Genomic DNA, 17,695 nt, shown 5'->3' with positions numbered 1-17,695 from the left:
GCCCTCGCACGAGCGGCAGACACGCGCTAGGCTCGCCCCATCTCACTCACGAAAGGAGAGAGAGTCATTTCGGCCACGATCTTTGTTGGGAATCTCAGCTACGAATCAACGGAAGAGGAACTGCGCGCGTTGTTCGCCGAGGTCGATCCGGGAGTCCGGGTACGGCTCGGCATCGACAGGATGACCGGGAAGGCACGCGGCTTCGCCTTCGCCCAGTTCGCAAGCGACGCACAGGCCGCCGACGCCGTGCGGCGATTCGACGGTCTCGAGATGCGCGGCCGCCGGCTGCGCGTGAACGACGCCGACGACAAGCCACCACCGCGGGCACCCCGTCCCGCGGCGCGACCCGAGACCGGAGGCGGGTTCAGCCGTGCCCCGGTGGAGTTCGTCCCACCGCCCGAAGACGGTGGGGGTGACTTCCGCGGATTCCGCAAGGGCGGCGGAAGCCGGCGCGGCCTCCGCGCCCGCAAGCGCAGCCTGCGGTACTAGGAAGCCGCACCCAAGACGGAGTCTTGGGTCGGTCGCCTGGGTCCCCTCCTCGCACCCGACCCGAGAGGGTCGGCCACCCCGGCCCGACGGGGCATCTTGTCAGGTCGAAGCCGGTCTTGGTACAGGGCCGGCGTGGGTAAGCGTCTCTTCGTCGGGAACCTCCCCTTCGCAACCACGAGCGAGCAGCTCGCCGAGATCTTCGGTCGCATCGGGCCGTGCGACTCGGCGACCGTAGTGACCGACCGCGTGAGCGGACGCTCGCGCGGCTTCGGGTTCGTCGAGATGTCGACGGACGCCGATGCCGAGCGCGCGATCTCCGAGCTCGACGGCCAGGAGCACGCCGGCCGCAAGCTCACCGTGAGCGCGGCGCACGATCGACCGGCTGGCGGCGGCGGCGGCCGCGGGCGCGCGTAGCGCGTTGGCGCGACGTCGACGGTTCTGGGGTTGGGGCTGGGCAGATGCCGGCCCCACGCCCGATCACGTCGACGCGATCGGCCGCCTGCTCACCGCCCGCTTCGGCTGCGCCGACCTCACCCTCGCCGCCGAGCCGCGCCTCGAGGAGTTGCATCTCCCCCGGCCGCGGTTGACGCCTCCACCCGCGCTCGCGCCGTTGTGCTCGGCCGATCCGCTCGATCGCGCGGGCCACACCTACGGCAAGTCGTTCCGCGACGTCGTGCGCGGCCTGCGGCGCGAGTTCGACCGCGCACCCGACCTGGTCGCGTTTCCGACCGACGAAGGCGACATCTCGCGCCTGCTCGAGTGGTGTACGGACGCGGGCGTCGTTGCGGTCCCGTACGGCGGCGGCTCGAGCGTCGTCGGCGGTGTCGAAGCGCCCGCCGGCGGCGCGGCGGGCGTCGTCTCGATCGACCTCGCGCGCCTCGATCGCGTGCTCGAGATCGATCGAACGTCGCGTGCGGCGCGCATCCAGGGCGGCGTCCTGGGGCCGGCGCTCGAAGAGCAGCTCCGGCCGCACGGCCTCACGTTGCGACATTTCCCCCAGTCGTTCGAGTTCTCGTCGCTCGGCGGATGGATCGCGACGCGCTCGGGCGGACACTACGCGACGCTCTACACGCACATCGACGACTTCGTGGAGGCGCTGCGGGTAGTGACGCCGTCGGGCACGATCGCGACGCGCCGTCTTCCCGGCTCGGGCGCCGGACCCAGCCCGGATCGTCTGTTCATCGGGTCGGAGGGCATCCTCGGCATCATCACCGAGGCCTGGATGCGGCTGCAGGATCGACCGACGTTCCGCGCCGCTGCATCGGTCACGTTCGAGACGTTCGCCGCCGGCGCCGCCGCCGCGCGCACGATGGCGCAAGCGGGCCTCTATCCCGCCAACTGCCGACTGCTCGATCCGGGCGAAGCCATGACTTCGGGCGCCGGCGACGGGTCGCGCGCGGTCCTGCTGGTCGCGTTCGAGTCGGCGGATCATCCGCCCGACGCGTGGATGGCGCGCGCCCTCGAGTGTGCGCGGAGCCACGGCGGCGCGGTGCCGGACGGCGCGGGTGCGACGCGCAAGGCCGACGAAGGCGCGCGCGACGGCGCCGCCGGCGCGTGGCGGCGCGCTTTCCTGGACGCGCCATATCTGCGCGACGCACTGGTGCGCCTCGGCATGATCAGCGAAACGTTCGAGACCGCCGTCACCTGGGATCGCTTCACCGCCTTCCACGCCGGCGTCGTCGCGGCGACCGAGCGCGCGCTCCACGAGGTGTGCGGCGCCGGCCACGTGACGTGCCGCTTCACGCACGTCTACCCCGACGGCCCCGCGCCCTACTTCACCGTCATCGCCCCCGCCCGCCGGGGCTCCGAGCTCGCTCAGTGGGCGGAAGTGAAGGCCGCCGCTTCCGACGCCATCCTGCGCCTGGGCGGCACCATCACCCACCATCATGCCGTCGGCCGCGACCACCGCCCCTGGTACGATCGCGAACGCCCCGAAGGCTTCGCAGCCGCGCTTCGCGCGACCAAGAAGACGCTGGACCCAACCGGTATCCTCAATCCCGGCGTCCTCATCGATCCATAGTACGCCCGACCGGCGTTCTCGCGCGGGCGTGCCGGCATGCTGCGCCGGCTCCGCCGGCCGCAGCACCCCCGCCCGCGCGGCCCACCCGAGCCACACCCTCGCCGTTCGACCCCGACCCGAGTGATCGCGAGCCAACGGCTCGCGGTCACACGGGTCGAGCACCTAGACGTGGTGCGCCGTCAGGTGGATCAGCCGACAGAGCGCGAGCGCGCGGAGCGCCCAGTACGTCGGATCGATCTCGAACTTCCGGAACGCGAAGTTGAGCCGGCCGGAGGCGTGGTGATGGTTGTTCTGGAACAGCTCGCCGCCGCACAGGAAGTCGAGCGGCAGGAAGTTCCGCGACGCATCACCGGTCTTGAAGTTCCGATACCCGTAGCGATGCCCGCACCAGTTGACGATCGCCCCCTGCGTCGGACCCATGAGCCAGTGGAACGGCAGCAGCAGGAACTGCCACCACGCCGTCGCGAGCCAGATGTAGACGAGCGTGATCACGGTCCCGAACGCGAGCCGGCTCGTCCACGACGACGCGATCTTCTCGAGCGTCGGCCACTCGGGATAGTCGCCGAGGAACCGCGTCTCGGGCATGGAGAGACCCTTGAAGTGCGCCGTGTAGCGCCGCCCCGTCTCCCACATCATGTGGAGCACGTTCGAGAAGAAGGCCGGCGCGTGCGGATCGCGCGCGGTGTCGCTGAAGGCGTGGTGCTCGCGGTGCAGGATCGCGTACGCCCGCGGCGAGAGATACGACGAGCCCTGCGAGAGCCAGGTGCCGAGGTGGAAGATCCGCTCCATCGCGCGGCTCATCGTGAACATCCGATGAGAGGCGTAGCGGTGGTGGAAGCTCGACTGGAAGAAGATCGCAATGAACCAGTTCACCACGAACAGCAGCACAATCCACATGGGTCCACCTTCTCTACCAGTCGGTCCCTCGGCTTTCAATCAAAAGGACGTGACACTCGGTGGCGCGGCGCGGTATAGCCGGGCCCGATGCCCGAGCTGATTCTGCTCCGCCATGGCCAATCGCAGTGGAACCTCGAGAATCGCTTCACCGGGTGGGTCGACGTCCCGCTCTCGCAGAAGGGCGAGGACGAAGCGCGCGCCGCCGGCGTGAAGCTGCGCGGTAGACGTATCGACAAGCTGTTCACATCCGTACTGAAGCGCGCCATCGACACAGCGACGCTCGCGCTCGAGGTTGCCGGAATCGTGGGCGTTCCGACCGAACGCCACGAAGCGCTGAACGAGCGCATGTACGGCGACCTTCAGGGTCTCAACAAGGCCGAAGCCGCCAAGCAATGGGGCGACGCGCAGGTGAAGATCTGGCGACGCAGCTACGACACGCGACCGCCGGGCGGCGAGAGCCTCGCCGACACCGCGGCCCGCGTGCTGCCCTACTGGGAGTCGCGCATCCTGCCGGAGGTGAAGGCGGGCAAGAACGTCCTCGTGGCCGCGCACGGCAACTCCCTGCGCGCGCTCGTCATGCACCTGGACGGCCTCACGCGCGAGCAAGTGCTCGAGCTCGAGATCCCGACCGGCGTTCCCCTCGTCTACGACATGGCGCCGGACGGCCGAGTGCTCGGCAAGCGCTACCTCTAGGAACAGGAGCCCGCACCATGCTTCTCGCCGGCAAGCGGATCATCGTCACCGGCGGCGCGAGCGGCATCGCGGCCGCCACCGTGCGCGCCTACGCCCGCGAGGGCGCGACCGTATGGTCGCTCGACGTCGCCGACGCCAAGGGCGCCGAGGTCGCCGCCGCCGCGGGGCCGCGCGTCACCTACCGCCACTGCGACATCGCCAAGCGCGACGAGGTCGACGCCGCCGTCGACGAAGCGGCCCGCGCGATGGGCGGCCTCGACGCGCTGGCGAACGTCGCCGCGGTCGAGCGCGGGACGCCCGCCGAGAGCATCCCGGATGCCGAATGGGATCTCGTCTTCGGCGTGAACGTGAAGGGAACGCTCTACACGAACCAGGCCGCCTTCCGGCACCTGAAGGATCACGGCGGCGTGATCATCAACTTCGGCTCCGGCGCCGGCATCCGCGGCCAGCGCGGCTCGGCGCACTACTCCGCCTCGAAGGCCGCCGTCATGGCGTGGACCCGCACGGTCGCGCAGGAGTGGGGCCAGTACCACATCCGCGTGAACAGCGTCGTCCCGGCGATCTGGACGCCGATGTACGACGAGTATCGCTCCCGGATGACGGAGCAGGAGCGCACCATCCACGACATGTCGATGGCGTTCGTGATCCCGCTCGGCGGCAGGCTCGGCGACCCGGACGGCGACGCCGCGCCCCTCATGGTGTTCCTCGCGAGCGATGCCTCGCGGTTCATCACCGGCCAGGCGATCCCGGTCGACGGCGGGATGGTGATGCTCGGGTGACATGCGCGGCGAGGTGTCTACCTCGTTGATCGTTCGGCGGCGCGGTAGATGGCGGCGATCGCGCGCATGTTGGCGATGGCGTCGGCGGGACCGGTGGGCACGGCGGCTCCGCTGCGGACGGCGGCGACGAAGGCGCGGAGCTGGTAGTCGTAGCTGGGCGATCCCGCGACGCGCTCGGAGCGACTGCCCGACGGCGTCTTCACCCGCAGCCGGTGGAAGAACTGCGGGGCGACGAAGTTGAGCACGTCGATCCGGCCCTCGGAGCCGATCACGCGGGCGCGGATGCTGAGCAGGCGTGCCGAAAGGAGCGCGCACGTGAGGCGCGCGCTGGCTCCGCTCGGGAACGACATCTCGGCACGCAGCCAACGATCGACGCCGCCGCGCGTCCACGCCGCCTGCGCCGAGCGGATCTCGGGCTCCGCCTGGGAGAGGTGGCGCAGGAGGTGCACGGCATAGCAGCCGGTGTCCATGAGCGCGCCGCCGGCGAGGTCGGCGCGCCAGCGGATGTCGCTCGGGCGGAGCAGCGGAATGCAGAACGTCGCTTCCAGGTGGCGCACCGTCCCGATCTCGCCCGACGTGATGATGGCACGCAGGCGCCCGAAGAGCGGGTGGTACCGATAGTGGAACGCCTCCATGAGGACGCGCCCCTCGCGGGTTGCGGCGTCCGTCATGGCCTCGGCTTCCGCGACCGTCGCCGAGAAGGGCTTCTCGCACAGGACGTGCTTTCCCGCTTCGAGCGCACGGATCGTCCAGGGCGCGTGGAGCGAGTTCGGGAGCGGGTTGTAGACCGCTTCGATCGCCGAATCGCGCAGCAGGTGGTCGTAGTCACCGTAGGCCCGCTCGATGCCGTAGCGCGTGGCGAACGCCGCCGCCCGCGCCGGATCGCGCGCGGCGATGCCCACGACCGCCGCCTCGAGGTTGCGGCGCGCGGGCTGGATGAGCGCCATCGGCGCGATGCGCGCCGCGCCGAGGATCCCGATGCGCAGGGGACCGTCGCTCATCGCAGGCCCAGCAGACGCGCCGGATTGCGGCGCGCCATGACGTCGATCGCCGCCGCGGGCACGCCGCAGCCGAGCATCTCCTCGATGAACATGCGCATGCCGATCGCGGGGCGCGGGCTCTGCGCCTGGCCGAAGTCGGTCGACATGATCGCGCGCTCGGGTCCGACCGCCATCATGGCGCGGGCGAACACCTCCGGCGTCTCGCTCGCGGCGAAGCCGCCGGGAATGCACGTCAGATACGTGAACTCGATCATCGCGCCGCGCGCCGCCAGCTCGATCACGTGCTCGAGCGTGTGATCGGGCCCGATGTGCGTCTCGAGCGCGTGCGTCATGACGACCGGCACGCCGATCTCCCGCGACGCATCGACGATCGCGAACTGCTCCGGGAGGTCGATGTGCCCCGTGGCGACGACGGCGTCGTGGGCCTGTGCGAGACGCAGGATCTCCTCCGCCTCCGGGACGAGCCGCGCCCGTTCTCCGAGCAGCGGAATGCCGGGCCCCGGCAGGTGCAGCTTCCGGCGGTCGACGACGGACGAGAAGGTCGGCATCCAGACCACCTTGGCGCCCGTGCGCAACGCGACCTCGACCGCGGCCGGATTGAGGCCGCCGACCTCGAAGTCGCAGCAGATCCCGCCGAACACGCGCAGACGCTCGACGGTCTTCTGCATGAGAATCGCAACCGGCCCCGTCGGATAGGCGTGGCTCTTGAGGACGATCGCCGCGAGCCCCTGCACATCGGCCTCCTGCGCCGCCTCCATCGCGTCGACGCTGCGCGCGCGATGCGGGTCCGGACCGTGGTGGCAGTGCATGTCGATCGCGCCCACCACCAGCTCGTCGGCGAGGCCCGGCATTCGCGCCGAGCTATCGAGCTACCGCCCCGGACGTCAAGCGCCGGCCGCGCGCAGCAGCTCGGGGACCACCACGCGCGTCGCGAACACCTCCTCGGCGAGGTGGCGGGCGGCCCGGCACGCGGCCGGATAGTCGCCCTCGATGGCCCGAATCGCGTCGGCCGCCTCGTCCAGCGTCCGGAAGAAGCGCAAGCCCTTCGACGGCGGCAGGTGCGCTTCCGCGCCCGTCGCCTCGACCACGCACGGCCGTCCGCTCGCGAGGTAGCAGATCGTGCGATCGCTGATCCAGCCCGCGCGCGCCTTCACGTAGGCCGGCTTGGCGGCGCTGATCTCGCCGCGCGACGTCTGCACGTAGCGACGAAAGGTTCGCGGCGTGCCGGCGACCGCGCCAGGGTCGACGAGATGCCAGCCGCTGCGTGCGAGGAGCGCACGGTCCTCGAGCTCGTTCGCGTGGAGGTTGGCGGCGATCTCGATCCGCACACCGCAGCGCTCCGGGAGCGGCATGAGCGGGAGGAAGCCCGCGCGCTTGTTGCAGTCGTAGGTCTCGTCGCCGAGGAACGCATACTGGTTGTTCCACCACTGCGTGACCGTCGTGTACGCGCCCTCCCCGGCGCGGAGCTGCGCCTGACACGGCCACGACGGCAGGTGCACCGCCGGCCACACACGCCCCCACGCGACGCCGTAGAGCGGAACCGGGGAGTCGGGCTCGCCCAGATGCCTGCCGATGGTCACGTGCGCGTCGTGCTTGCCGACGCCCATGTCCCACTGGTGCGCCCAGATCTGGAACGTGCCGGGGTCGAGGTCGAAGAGCGCTGTGCGCGCGAACCCCTCGCGCAGCGGCGCCGTCAGACTGTGCGCGAGGTTCAAGAGCAGCGCGTCGCGGCGGCGTGCCGCGAGCTCGCCCTCGGTCGCGCCGAAGTACTGCGGTGGGCCCGCCGGCTCCTCGCGCGTTCCCGTCGAAAGGTACCCGAGGATCACGCGATCACCGACGCCGAGATCACGTACATGCGCGAGGAACGTGTCGATGTATGCGCGATCGAGAGCCGCATCGCCGCGCGTCCACAGATATTCGAGCCACCACGCGTCGTAGCCGAGGTCGCGCAAGCCGAGCAGGTACTGGAGCGGGACCCAGAAATTGCCGCCGCCTTCGGGGTACTGCGCGACGAACGCCGAGCCGACCAAGACCGAATGCCCCATGCGCCTCCCTTCTTACTCGACTCGTCACGGAAATATACTGGCTTCCGGCCGGCGCGATCGAGCCGGTCGTCACCGGACCGCTCGGCGACGGCGTGCACAGCCAGACGCGCGCGACCGGCACGCAGAATTTCGCGCTGCAATGTCCGTCGCCGCAGAACAACGCGGGCAGCGTGGGGAACCTCCCGGAGTGCGGCGCGACGACGACGAGCACGTCGACGACCACGACCCCGTCCACGTCTAGCACGAGCTCGACGTCGTCTAGCTCGACCACCTCGTCGTCCACGTCGACCTCCTCGACTTCGACGTCGACCACGTCGTCCAGCACGACAAGCTCGACCACGAGCACGACGACGTCGTCCTCTACCTCGAGCTCCACGTCGTCGACCACCAGTACGACGACCTCGTCCTCGACCACCTCGTCCTCCACCACCTCGACTTCCTCGACGACCCTCACGACGATCCCGACGACCACCTCGACGTCGGCCCCAACCACGTCGAGCTCGACCACCAGCTCGCCGACGACCACTTCGACGTCCTCGACCACGTCGTCCTCCTCGTCCACCAGCAGCTCGAGCTCGTCGACGACGCTGACGACCGCCCCGACGACCACCTCCACGTCGTCGAGCACGACCTCCTCCTCGACCTCGTCGACGACGTCGACGAGCACCTCCAACTCGACGTCCACTTCGACGTCCAGCTCCACCTCGACGTCGACGAGCACCAGCACGAGCGCGGCGCCGACCACCTCGACGGTCGCGCCGACGACGACCACGACCCTGCCGGCGGGGTGCCCAGCGAGCGCCACCTTCGACTCGATCGCGTGCCGTCTCGACGCGCTCGTCCTCCAGATCGGCGACTCGACCGACCTCGGCCGCCTCCACGACAGTCTGCTCGGCCGCGTCGAGAAGGCCCGCGCGCGGGTGGACGCCGCCTTCGCGGCCTGCGAGAGCGCGCGGGAGCATCCGGCACGCAACGCCCTCGACGGGGCCGCGCGCGCCGCGAACTCGGCGGCGGCGAAGGTCAAGTCGCGCAGCGGCCGCAAGATCATTCCGTCCGCGGTCGCGACCGATCTGCTGGATCAGCTGACGCCGCTCACGAACGACATCCGCACGCTGCGCCGCTCGCTCGCCTGCATCTGACGGCGCCGCCGTCCGAGCTTGCCCCGCTCCCGGCCGGGGCCGTATGGTGCGGCGTGGACTGCCCGGGCTGCGGGGTGGAGAACCGAGCCACTGCACGCTTCCGCCGAGCGTGTGGAGCCGGCCTGCCGCGCGCCTGCCCCTCGTGCGGCGCCGGCGTTCCCGGCGACAGCGCCTTCTGCGATGCCTGCGGGCACGACCTCGGCGCGGGGCCCCTGAGCGGGCAAGCGCCCGCCGCCTACACGACCGCCCAGGGCGGCGACGCCGGCGTCGAGCCCAGCCACCCATGAAGTGGACGTCCTGGGTCTCGCTGGCCGGGCTCACGGCCATCATCGGCTTCGTCGTCTACTCGAGCTTCCAGGTGGGTGGCGTGCGATGCGAGGTGTGCATCACGTTCGAAGGACAGGAGGCGTGCCGCTCGGTCGACGGGAACAGCGAGGGAGAGGCCCGGCAGGCGGCGGTCAACAACACCTGCGCGCAGCTCGCCTCGGGCGTCACGCGTACGATGGCGTGCGAGCGCACGACGCCCAGCCGGGAGCACTGCGAGCCGAAGTAGGCTCAGGGAAGTCGAAAGGTAGCGCGGATCGCGTCGCGGGTGGTCTCGGCCTCGCCGACGAGTGCCTGCTGCAGCGTCGCCTCGAGGCCCTTCGCATTGCGGGCGAGGTCGACGACGCGGCTCGCGCAACGCAGCCCACGGCGCGCCAGACGCTTCTGTCGCCGCGACCCGGCCGGCGCGCCTGCCGCGGCCGTGACGCGATCCTCGCTGCAGCCGATGCGCGCGCCGAGCTTCTTCGCCAGCGCGGCCGACGACGCTGGCACGCGACCAACCAGCGCGCGGAGCCGGTCGAAGTGGCAGGTGGTGGCGAGAATGCCGGGCGGCGGCGTATTGGTGCAGCCGGATTCGGGCTCACAAACGTCGACGGTGCACGCGTCGCCGTCGTCGCACGAGATCGCCCCTCCCGGATCGCACTCCCCCGCGCGGCAGGCGCTGCCCGGATGACAGGCGTCGTTCGTGGTGCACGGCGTGCCCGGATCGAGGTCCTCGTGCAGGCAGCCGGAGGCCGGATCGCAGAAATCGAAGGTGCACTCCTTGCCGTCGTCGCAGTCCACGAGCTTGCCGGTACAGCCCCCATCGAACCCCGTGCAGTGATCGCCGGTCGTGCAGGCGTCGCCGTCGTCGCACGACGTGAGCTCGTCCGCAGGCCGGCAACCGACGAGGGGGTCGCACGTGCCGGTGAGGCACTGCCCCACGCATGGGTTCGGCCCGCCCGACTCGCACGCGAGGTCGCTTCCGGTGCAATGGTCGCCGGCCGTGCACGGATCGCCGTCCTCGCAGGGTGTGTCGGCCGGCGCGGGCATGCAGCCCGTCAGCGGATCGCACGCAGCGAGCACGCATTGGCCCCCGCAGGGGATTGCGGGGCCATTCTTGCACATGCCGTCGAGCCCGCAGACGTCGCCGTCCGAGCACACGCTGTCGTCGTCGCAGGGAGCGCCGACGGGCCGGTCGGCGCAGCCGTCCGGATCGCAGATCATGACGGGATTGCTCGTCGCGCTGCCGCGCGCGACCGTGAACACGGCCTGCGCGAAGCAGTCGACCGGCATCTTGAAGACGAGCATGCCGGGCGTGACCTGATGGACCTCGGCCGCCAGCGCCTGCCCGCCGATCGTGACCGTCACGCGATTGCCCTCGACCGCGGCGGCGTTGGTCGTCGCGACGGCGGAGTTCTCGGCGCTGCACGCATCGGCAGGGAGCCCGTTCGGCTGGCAGGCGGCGCCGTCGACGGCGTTGAACGGCCCGCCGTAGACGCGCACGAGCTGCCCGGCGTACGGACGCGGGGGCGTGATCGCCGTCACGACCGGCGTCGGGCCGTGTCGCGGGCTCGGCGGCGCGCCGAGATCGACGCCCGCCGCGCCCGGTCCGAGGCGGACGTCGAGCATCTGGGCCTGGTCGACGTAGCAGGCGTTCGGATCCATCGGATCGGGCGCCGGCGTGTCGCAGTGCTCCCATTGATTGCCCGCCGCGGCGATCGGGCCGGCGGTGAGCGCGCTGCTGAAGTTGATGCCGCCCGGCGGGAGGCCCATGGGATTGGCGTTGAGCGCGAGCGCGTTGCGACCGGCGGTGCCGGCGCTCGTCCCGAAGTCGACGCTCGGCTCCTGGCAGCCCGGATCGGTGCACGCTGCGAGCGCCGCCCCGACGCCCCTCGCAGCTCCGCCACCCGGGATGCATCCCGACGTGCACTCCCCGTCTTCCCGGCAGAACGCGCCGGGGGAGTTGAAGCACGCACCCGGCGCGTAGTTGCACGTGAAGCCGGCGCCCCGAACGCTCGCCGTCGGATGGACGTTCGGCAGCGTCGTCTCGACCCGGATGCCGGCCTGGTAGTTGTTGGCGACGACGTCGCCGACCAGGACGGCAGCGCCGTTGTTCACGACCGAGATGCCACGGTTGCCGTTGAAGCGGACGACGTTGCCGCGCGTGGTGAGCGCGTTCGCAGCCCCCACCGTCTCGGGCACGCCGACGAAGAGGCCGTTCTGTGCCGCGCCGCCGACGTTGTGCTGCACCACGTTCTCGATCGCCGTGACGGTGCCGCCGAGCGTCGCCTGGATGCCGCCGTTGGCGTTGTCGTGGATGCAGCTCCGCTCGACGTGCGCCATGCCGCCGCCGACGACCTTGATGCCCTTGTCCTCGGCGCCGGTGATCTCGCCCCCGGTGATCACGTTCTCCGGGTCGGGCAGACCGTCGGGGGCTCCGGCGTTGGCTTCGACGCTGATCGCGTCGCCGAGGGTCGGACCCACCACCGTGCACTCCTCGAGCCGGTTGCGACGGGCACCCAGTCCGGAGATGGCGATGGTGTCGATCGCCGTCACGGGGCTCTGCTTCTGGCTACCGCGCAGCACGAGGCCGCGCAGCACGTTGTCGCTCCCGTAGATGCGAAGAAGCGAGCGGGTACACGTACCGGCATCGACGACGACAGCGCCCGGCAGCGCGTCGTTGTCGAGCGCGTCGACCGTCACGTCCGACCCCTCCAGGCAGTAGCCCGTAGCGCGGTGGTCGGGAGTGCAGATCGCGTCGTCCTGCGTGAGGCACGCCGGCTTCACGGCGATCGTCTGCGGCGACCCGGCTCCGGGGAACGTGTTCCGATCGAAGCGGACGAGCGCCGGGCGACCGCTCGACGCGGTGTAGGCCTGCGCGGCATCGAGCTGCGCGAACAGGCTCGCGTCGGTCGCCTGCGTCACGACGAAGCTCCGCCCGAAGATCGTCCACTCGACGACGTTCGACACGAGCGAGCCCGGACCGCCCAGGATGACACCGCGCTGCGCCTGCACCTGGAAGGCCGAGCCCGCGACCTGGGCGGTCACGCGGTGGATCCAGAGGCCCGGCGCGAGCCCCGGCACGCGCCCGCACTTCACGATCCCCGGCCCGTCGCACACGATCGTGGTCGAGTACGAGGTCGCGAAGCCGGTCGTCCCGTTGTCGCAGGCGCCGCTGGTCGCGACGCGCTCGCCCGAGACCGTGAGCATGACCGAACCGTCGGCGCTCCGGTTGTCGGAGACGACGGCGAGCGTCGCGGGCACCGTGCACGGCACGGTCGCGCCGGCCGGCGCCGCGTGCACGGCGGCGGCCAGCACCGAGGCGACGACCCAGAAAACGCGCCGTGCTTCCACGCGCCTCTACCATACCGACGTTCGCGCCCGGCGTGAAAGCTCCGGATTGCGCGTCCGGCACCGCAGGTGCGAAGGTTGCTGTGTCGATGATCACCCTCGAGGCCTTCGATCGGCAGGAGGCGACCTTCGCGCGCGCCTTCGCCGCAGGCGACGTCGAGCAGGCGCGCATGCTCTACTGCCCGGAGGTCGTATACCTGAGCCCGACGGTGCGCCTCTTCGATTGGCCCCGCCGCATCGAGGGCGTCGATCGGACGCTCGAGTTCATCGCCCTCACGATCGCGCGCTGCCGGGACATCGACTACCGGTGCGTCGAGCGCGCCCTCGTCGCGGAGTCGGGCGCGACCTTCGCGCGCATCCAGTTCGACTGGACCCTCGACGCCCGGCGTCTCCGATCGACCTACGTCGTCGTCTATCGGTACCGGGACGACCGCATCCGCCAGCAGGAGCTGTACTACGACCCGAGCGCACCGCCCGACGTCGTCGGCTGACCCGGTGGCGCAACGCCGGCAGCCTCGCTAGGAAGGGCGCCGATGGCCGACCGCACGGACGCTGCGACCACTCCCCCGACGCCCGGACCCGACTTCATCCGCCAGATCGTCGCCGAGGACGCCCGCACGGGAAAGCACGGCGGGCGCGTGGTGACGCGGTTTCCGCCCGAGCCGAACGGCTACCTGCACATCGGGCACGCGAAGGCGATCGGCATCGACTTCGGCATCGCGCTCGAGAACCAGGGCGTCTGCCACCTGCGTTTCGACGACACGAATCCGACCAAAGAGGACGTCGAATACGTCGACGCGATCATGGAGGACGTCCGCTGGCTCGGGTTCGACTGGGGCGACAAGCTCTTCTACGCCTCGGACTACTTCGAGCGCCTCTACCGGTACGCGGAGCAGCTGATCCGCGACGGCAAGGCGTACGTCGACAGCCTCACCGCGGACGAGATCCGCCAGCTGCGCGGCACGCTCACGGAGCCGGGCCGGAACAGCCCCTACCGGGATCGTCCGATCGACGAGAGCCTCGACCTCTTCCGCCGCATGCGTGCCGGGGAGTTTCCGGACGGGAAGCTCGTCCTGCGCGCCAAGATCGACATGGCGTCGCCGAACCTGAACATGCGCGACCCCGTCCTCTACCGCATCCGCCACGCCGAGCATCATCGCACCGGCGACACGTGGTGCATCTATCCCATGTACGACTACGCGCACCCGCTCTCGGACGCGATCGAGTTCGTCACGCACTCGATCTGCACGCTCGAGTTCGAGGATCACCGGCCGCTGTACGACTGGCTGATCGAGAACTGCCGTACCGAGGCGAAGCCTCAGCAGATCGAGTTCGCGCGCGGGAACCTCACCTACACCGTCATGAGCAAGCGGAAGCTCCTGACGCTGGTCGACGAAGGGCACGTCGCCGGCTGGGACGACCCGCGCATGCCGACGCTGTCCGGCTTCCGCCGCCGCGGCGTGCCGCCCGAGACCATCCGCGCCTTCTGGGAGCGCATGGGCGTCTCCAAGCGCAACAGCACGATCGACGTCGCGATGCTCGAGCACGCGATCCGCGAGGATCTGAACCGCTCCGCGCCGCGCGTGATGGCCGTGCTGCGACCCCTGCGGCTCGTGATCGAGAATTTTCCCGAGGACCGCGTCGAGGATCTCGAGGCCGTCAACAACCCCGAAGATCCCGCCATGGGGACGCGCACCGTTCCCTTCTCGCGCGTCCTCTACATCGAGCGCGAGGACTTCCAGGAAATCCCGCCGCCCAAGTATTTCCGCCTCTCGCCCGGCAAGGAGGTCCGCCTGCGCTGGGCGTACATCGTGAAGTGTACGGGCGTGGTGAAGGACGACCGCGGCGAGATCGCCGAGGTGCGCTGCACCTGCGATCCGGCGAGCCGCGGCGGCACCCCGGCCGACGGCCGCAAGGTGAAGGCGACCATCCACTGGGTATCGGCCGCGCACGCCATCGAGTCCGAGGTCCGCCTCTACGATCGGCTGTTCAACGTCGAAGACCCGAGCGGCGACGACTGGCTCTCGCACCTGAACCCGGCGTCGCTCGAGCGTCTCACGGCGAAGCTCGAGCCGAGCCTCGCCCGCGCAGTGGCCGCCAGCCGATGGCAGTTCGAGCGCATGGGCTACTTCTGTGCCGACCCCGTCGACTCGCGCCCGGGCGCACCCGTGTTCAACCGCACGGTCACGCTGCGCGACACCTGGGCCAAGATCGCCCAGCGCCAGACGGGCTAGGAAACCGCCGCCGAGGGCTCGACGGGTCCGGCCGACCGGATGCCGAGGAAGAGGTACGTTCCGGTCACCCAGAGCGACACCGGCCACTCGACGCGCATGTCGCCCAGGAGCCCGACGACTGACATCCACCACAGGAGCGTCGCCGGCGTCAGCGCAAAGCACGTGACGTTCAGCAGGGCGGGATACGACAGACGCGTCCCGAGCACGGCGTTCATGACGACGGCGAGGACGCTGTAGACGAGACCCGCGATCAGCTTCCAGGTGAAAGCGAGCACGAACACCGCCGGCACGACCATCCAGGCGAGCCAGCGCAGCTCCCGGAAGAGGATGCGGGCTCGCCGCCCGTCGATCGTGACGTCCGACCAGTTGCGGCGCGCCTCGTCCGTCTGCGGGACGACGTCCCAGGCGCGGTGCTCGGGGGTGGTCCCATCGATGCGCGAGAGCACGATCTGGCTGCGCGTGATGGTCACCAACGCCGGCTCGCTCGTATCCGGCAGGTCCGCAGTCGTGTCGATGCGCAGGAGCCGCCCGTAGGTCGGGTGCTCGATCACGACGGGCGTCGCGTCTGCGACCCGGGGGCCGTCGACCGTGAACGTGATGGCCGGGAGCCGATCGGCGACCCACTCGGCGAGGTCGTCGAGCGCGGGGTACCAGCGCCACTCGAGCATGAGCCCGGCTCCCACCGCGGTGAGGAACGCCAGGTACGCGAGATACGCGAAGCCACGCACCACCGACGCGCGCGCCGCTCGCGCGTAGAAGCCCGGCTCGAAGAGCGCGAGCACGGGAGCGAGAAGCACCCACACGGCGGCCCCCATCGCGCGAAGCCGTGGTGCGGTCAAGCGACGGCGCCCTTCGGCGTCGCGCACGGCGAACGCTGCGAGCAGCGCCCCGCTGCTCGCGACCGCTGCCAGATCTGACCCTTGTGCATGCGCACGACGTGCAGTGATGCACGCTTTCGGGGCCGGTCCATGACGTCTGCGCGGAGCGCGGGTGCGCGCCCAGCAGCCGTGCGCTCTGCTCGACGCGCGTCACGGAAACACGTGAGAGCGGAGCTGGCGAACCGGGATGGCCGTCGCCGGCCCCGCACGGCGCTCGCGGACGCGAATGCTTCGCGTTCCGTCGACGACGCTCGTGTTTCCCGCGCGTTGGCGCGACCGCAAGGCGTCGTCGCATGCAGATCGAGACGGGAGTGAAATTTGTGTCGCTCGCGGCGAAGGCGTGACGGCACGCGCCTTGTTACGCACTTCCGCCGTGACGAGCACTGGTGTGACCGCCGATCGATCGAGCGAGAGGGGCTTCATGCGTACACTCCGAGGACGGACCTGGATCACGGCCGCCGCCATCGTGGCGTGCTTCGCTCTCGCACAGGCGCCGAGCACGGCGTCGGCGAAGGCGAAGGGAAAGCGCGGCGGCAAGCGCTGGTCGAACACGTGCTCCAACCCGACGACCTCGCTCCAGATCCGGAAGTCGGTGAGCCCGGCTACCGCGCCGATCGGCGTCCAGACGCTCGTCACGTACACGATCGACGTCGCCAACACGAAGAAGCGGGCGACCAGCGTCGTCATCGAGGACATCGCCCTCCCGTCGTTCATGAGCAGCATCGGCGTGACGGTGACGACCGACGACGCCTCCTGCGGCGGCTACTCGATCATCTCGACGAACCCCCTCCTGGTGAAGCTCCCGAGCCTCGGCGCCGGCAAGAAGGTGACGGTGAAGATCACCGCCAAGGCGCGCCCTGTCTGCGGCTCGAAGGACTTCACGAACACCGCCAGCGCCCGGGCGTCGAATGCGAACCAGCAGTCGGCGACGGCATTCCTCGACGTGACCGGCGGCGACGGCCCCGAGACCTGCGACGGCATCGACAACGACTGCGACGGCAAGGTCGACGAGGGGTCGGACCTCTGCAACGACGGGCACGCCTGCACGATCGACGCCTGCAACGGCGCGCAGGGCTGCTCGCACACGACCATCCCCGGCTGCCAGGAGTGCGGGAGCGACGCCGACTGCCACGACGGCAACGCCTGCACGCTCGACGAGTGCCACGCCGGCGTCTGCACCCACTCCGCGAAGCCGAGCTGCACGCCTTGCATCGCCGCGTCCGACTGCAACGACGGTCGCGTCTGCACCACCGATCAGTGCAACAACGGCGTCTGCGCGAACACGCCGATTCCCGGCTGCACCGAATGCCGGTCGGCGGCCGACTGCAACGACGGCCACGCGTGCACGTCGGATCAGTGCAACAACGGCGTCTGCGCCAACCCTGCGATCCCGAACTGCACCGAGTGCGCCACCCCGGCTGACTGCAACGACGGCCACGCCTGCACCACCGACGAGTGCAACGCCGGCGTCTGCGCCAACCCCGCGATCCCGAACTGCACCGAGTGTACGACTGCCGAGCAGTGTCACGACGGTCACGCCTGCACCGCCGACCTCTGCAGCGACGGCGTCTGCGCCAATCCCGCCATCCCGAGCTGCGAGGAGTGCGCGACCCCGGAGACCTGCACCGACGACGGCAACCCCTGCACCACGCCGACCTGCGAGGGCAGCGTCTGCGGCGCCTTCACCATTCCGAACTGCACGCCATGCACCACGCCGGCCGACTGCAACGACAACAACGCCTGCACCACCGACCAGTGCAACGCGGGGGTCTGCGCGAACCCTGCCATCCCCAACTGCACCACCTGCACGACCCCGGCCGACTGCAACGACGGTCACGCCTGCACCACCGACGAGTGCAACGC

Annotated in this window: 16 protein-coding genes; 10 read left to right on the top strand and 6 right to left on the bottom strand. The window is 70.5% G+C overall.

Annotation, left to right across the window (positions count from 1 at the left end; genetic code table 11):
- Window positions 1-39 precede the first annotated feature (39 nt).
- The 3 genes from VMS22_01300 (at window position 40) to VMS22_01290 (ending at window position 2,509) form a co-directional block, all read left to right on the top strand.
- A complete protein-coding gene (locus VMS22_01300; GenBank protein HXJ32650.1) occupies window positions 40-489 on the top strand; it encodes an RNA-binding protein in 450 nt (149 codons plus the stop codon).
- A 132-nt stretch (window positions 490-621) separates the two neighbouring features.
- The gene (locus VMS22_01295) at window positions 622-903 is read left to right on the top strand and encodes an RNA-binding protein (protein ID HXJ32649.1); all 282 of its coding nucleotides are present in this window, start codon (window positions 622-624) and stop codon (window positions 901-903) included.
- Between the two features lie 4 nt (window positions 904-907).
- On the top strand, window positions 908-2,509 hold the full coding sequence (locus VMS22_01290) for an FAD-binding oxidoreductase (protein ID HXJ32648.1): 1,602 nt from the start codon (window positions 908-910) through the stop codon (window positions 2,507-2,509).
- 162 nt (window positions 2,510-2,671) lie between these two features.
- Here VMS22_01290 and VMS22_01285 read toward each other — a convergent pair whose 3' ends face one another.
- Entirely contained in the window at window positions 2,672-3,406 is a 735-nt protein-coding gene (locus VMS22_01285) for a fatty acid desaturase (GenBank protein HXJ32647.1), read from the bottom strand.
- Between the two features lie 87 nt (window positions 3,407-3,493).
- Between VMS22_01285 and VMS22_01280 the strand changes: the two genes are divergently transcribed.
- Both VMS22_01280 and VMS22_01275 read left to right on the top strand, forming a co-directional pair.
- Window positions 3,494-4,099: a 2,3-diphosphoglycerate-dependent phosphoglycerate mutase gene (locus VMS22_01280; GenBank protein ID HXJ32646.1), complete on the top strand. Its 606-nt coding sequence runs from the start codon at window positions 3,494-3,496 to the stop codon at window positions 4,097-4,099.
- Window positions 4,100-4,116: 17 nt separating this feature from the next.
- Window positions 4,117-4,878 carry an SDR family NAD(P)-dependent oxidoreductase gene (locus tag VMS22_01275; GenBank protein HXJ32645.1) on the top strand — a complete coding sequence of 254 codons (762 nt, stop codon included), beginning with the start codon at window positions 4,117-4,119 and terminating at the stop codon, window positions 4,876-4,878.
- A gap of 17 nt (window positions 4,879-4,895) precedes the next feature.
- Here the strand turns inward: VMS22_01275 and VMS22_01270 are convergent, their stop codons facing one another.
- The 3 genes from VMS22_01270 to VMS22_01260 are packed head-to-tail and all read right to left on the bottom strand — an operon-like array spanning window position 4,896 to window position 7,924.
- Window positions 4,896-5,879 (bottom strand): Gfo/Idh/MocA family oxidoreductase, encoded by a 984-nt coding sequence (locus tag VMS22_01270; GenBank protein ID HXJ32644.1) that lies wholly within the window; start codon window positions 5,877-5,879, stop codon window positions 4,896-4,898.
- Complete coding sequence (locus VMS22_01265) at window positions 5,876-6,730, bottom strand: DUF6282 family protein (GenBank protein ID HXJ32643.1); 855 nt, start codon at window positions 6,728-6,730, stop codon at window positions 5,876-5,878. The genes VMS22_01270 and VMS22_01265 overlap by 4 nt, the downstream gene beginning before the upstream one ends.
- A 33-nt stretch (window positions 6,731-6,763) precedes the next feature.
- Window positions 6,764-7,924, bottom strand: a complete 1,161-nt coding sequence (locus VMS22_01260; protein HXJ32642.1) for a hypothetical protein — start codon at window positions 7,922-7,924, stop codon at window positions 6,764-6,766.
- 920 nt (window positions 7,925-8,844) lie between these two features.
- Between VMS22_01260 and VMS22_01255 the strand changes: the two genes are divergently transcribed.
- A complete protein-coding gene (locus VMS22_01255) occupies window positions 8,845-9,063 on the top strand; it encodes a hypothetical protein (protein ID HXJ32641.1) in 219 nt (72 codons plus the stop codon).
- Between the two features lie 283 nt (window positions 9,064-9,346).
- Window positions 9,347-9,616 (top strand): hypothetical protein, encoded by a 270-nt coding sequence (locus tag VMS22_01250; GenBank protein HXJ32640.1) that lies wholly within the window; start codon window positions 9,347-9,349, stop codon window positions 9,614-9,616.
- Window positions 9,617-9,618: 2 nt separating this feature from the next.
- Here VMS22_01250 and VMS22_01245 read toward each other — a convergent pair whose 3' ends face one another.
- Window positions 9,619-12,723, bottom strand: a complete 3,105-nt coding sequence (locus VMS22_01245; GenBank protein ID HXJ32639.1) for a right-handed parallel beta-helix repeat-containing protein — start codon at window positions 12,721-12,723, stop codon at window positions 9,619-9,621.
- Window positions 12,724-12,809: 86 nt separating this feature from the next.
- Between VMS22_01245 and VMS22_01240 the strand changes: the two genes are divergently transcribed.
- Window positions 12,810-13,211 carry a nuclear transport factor 2 family protein gene (locus VMS22_01240; GenBank protein ID HXJ32638.1) on the top strand — a complete coding sequence of 134 codons (402 nt, stop codon included), beginning with the start codon at window positions 12,810-12,812 and terminating at the stop codon, window positions 13,209-13,211.
- A gap of 42 nt (window positions 13,212-13,253) precedes the next feature.
- Window positions 13,254-14,954, top strand: a complete 1,701-nt coding sequence (locus VMS22_01235; protein ID HXJ32637.1) for a glutamine--tRNA ligase/YqeY domain fusion protein — start codon at window positions 13,254-13,256, stop codon at window positions 14,952-14,954.
- On the opposite strand, the gene VMS22_01230 is transcribed toward VMS22_01235, so the two are convergent.
- Entirely contained in the window at window positions 14,951-15,769 is an 819-nt protein-coding gene (locus VMS22_01230; protein HXJ32636.1) for a DUF1189 family protein, read from the bottom strand. The two genes, VMS22_01235 and VMS22_01230, sit on opposite strands and share 4 nt — an antisense overlap.
- 484 nt (window positions 15,770-16,253) lie before the next feature.
- On the opposite strand from VMS22_01230, the gene VMS22_01225 reads away from it, so the two are divergent.
- Window positions 16,254-17,695: hypothetical protein (locus VMS22_01225; GenBank protein ID HXJ32635.1), on the top strand; the 1,442-nt coding region annotated here is incomplete at its 3' end.

It is taken from the genome of Candidatus Eisenbacteria bacterium, assembly GCA_035577985.1.
Classification (GTDB): Bacteria; Desulfobacterota; Binatia; order DP-6; family DP-6; genus DATJZY01.
The sequence above is the reverse complement of the archived record's forward strand: the minus strand, read 5'-3'. Positions and strand labels throughout refer to the sequence as shown.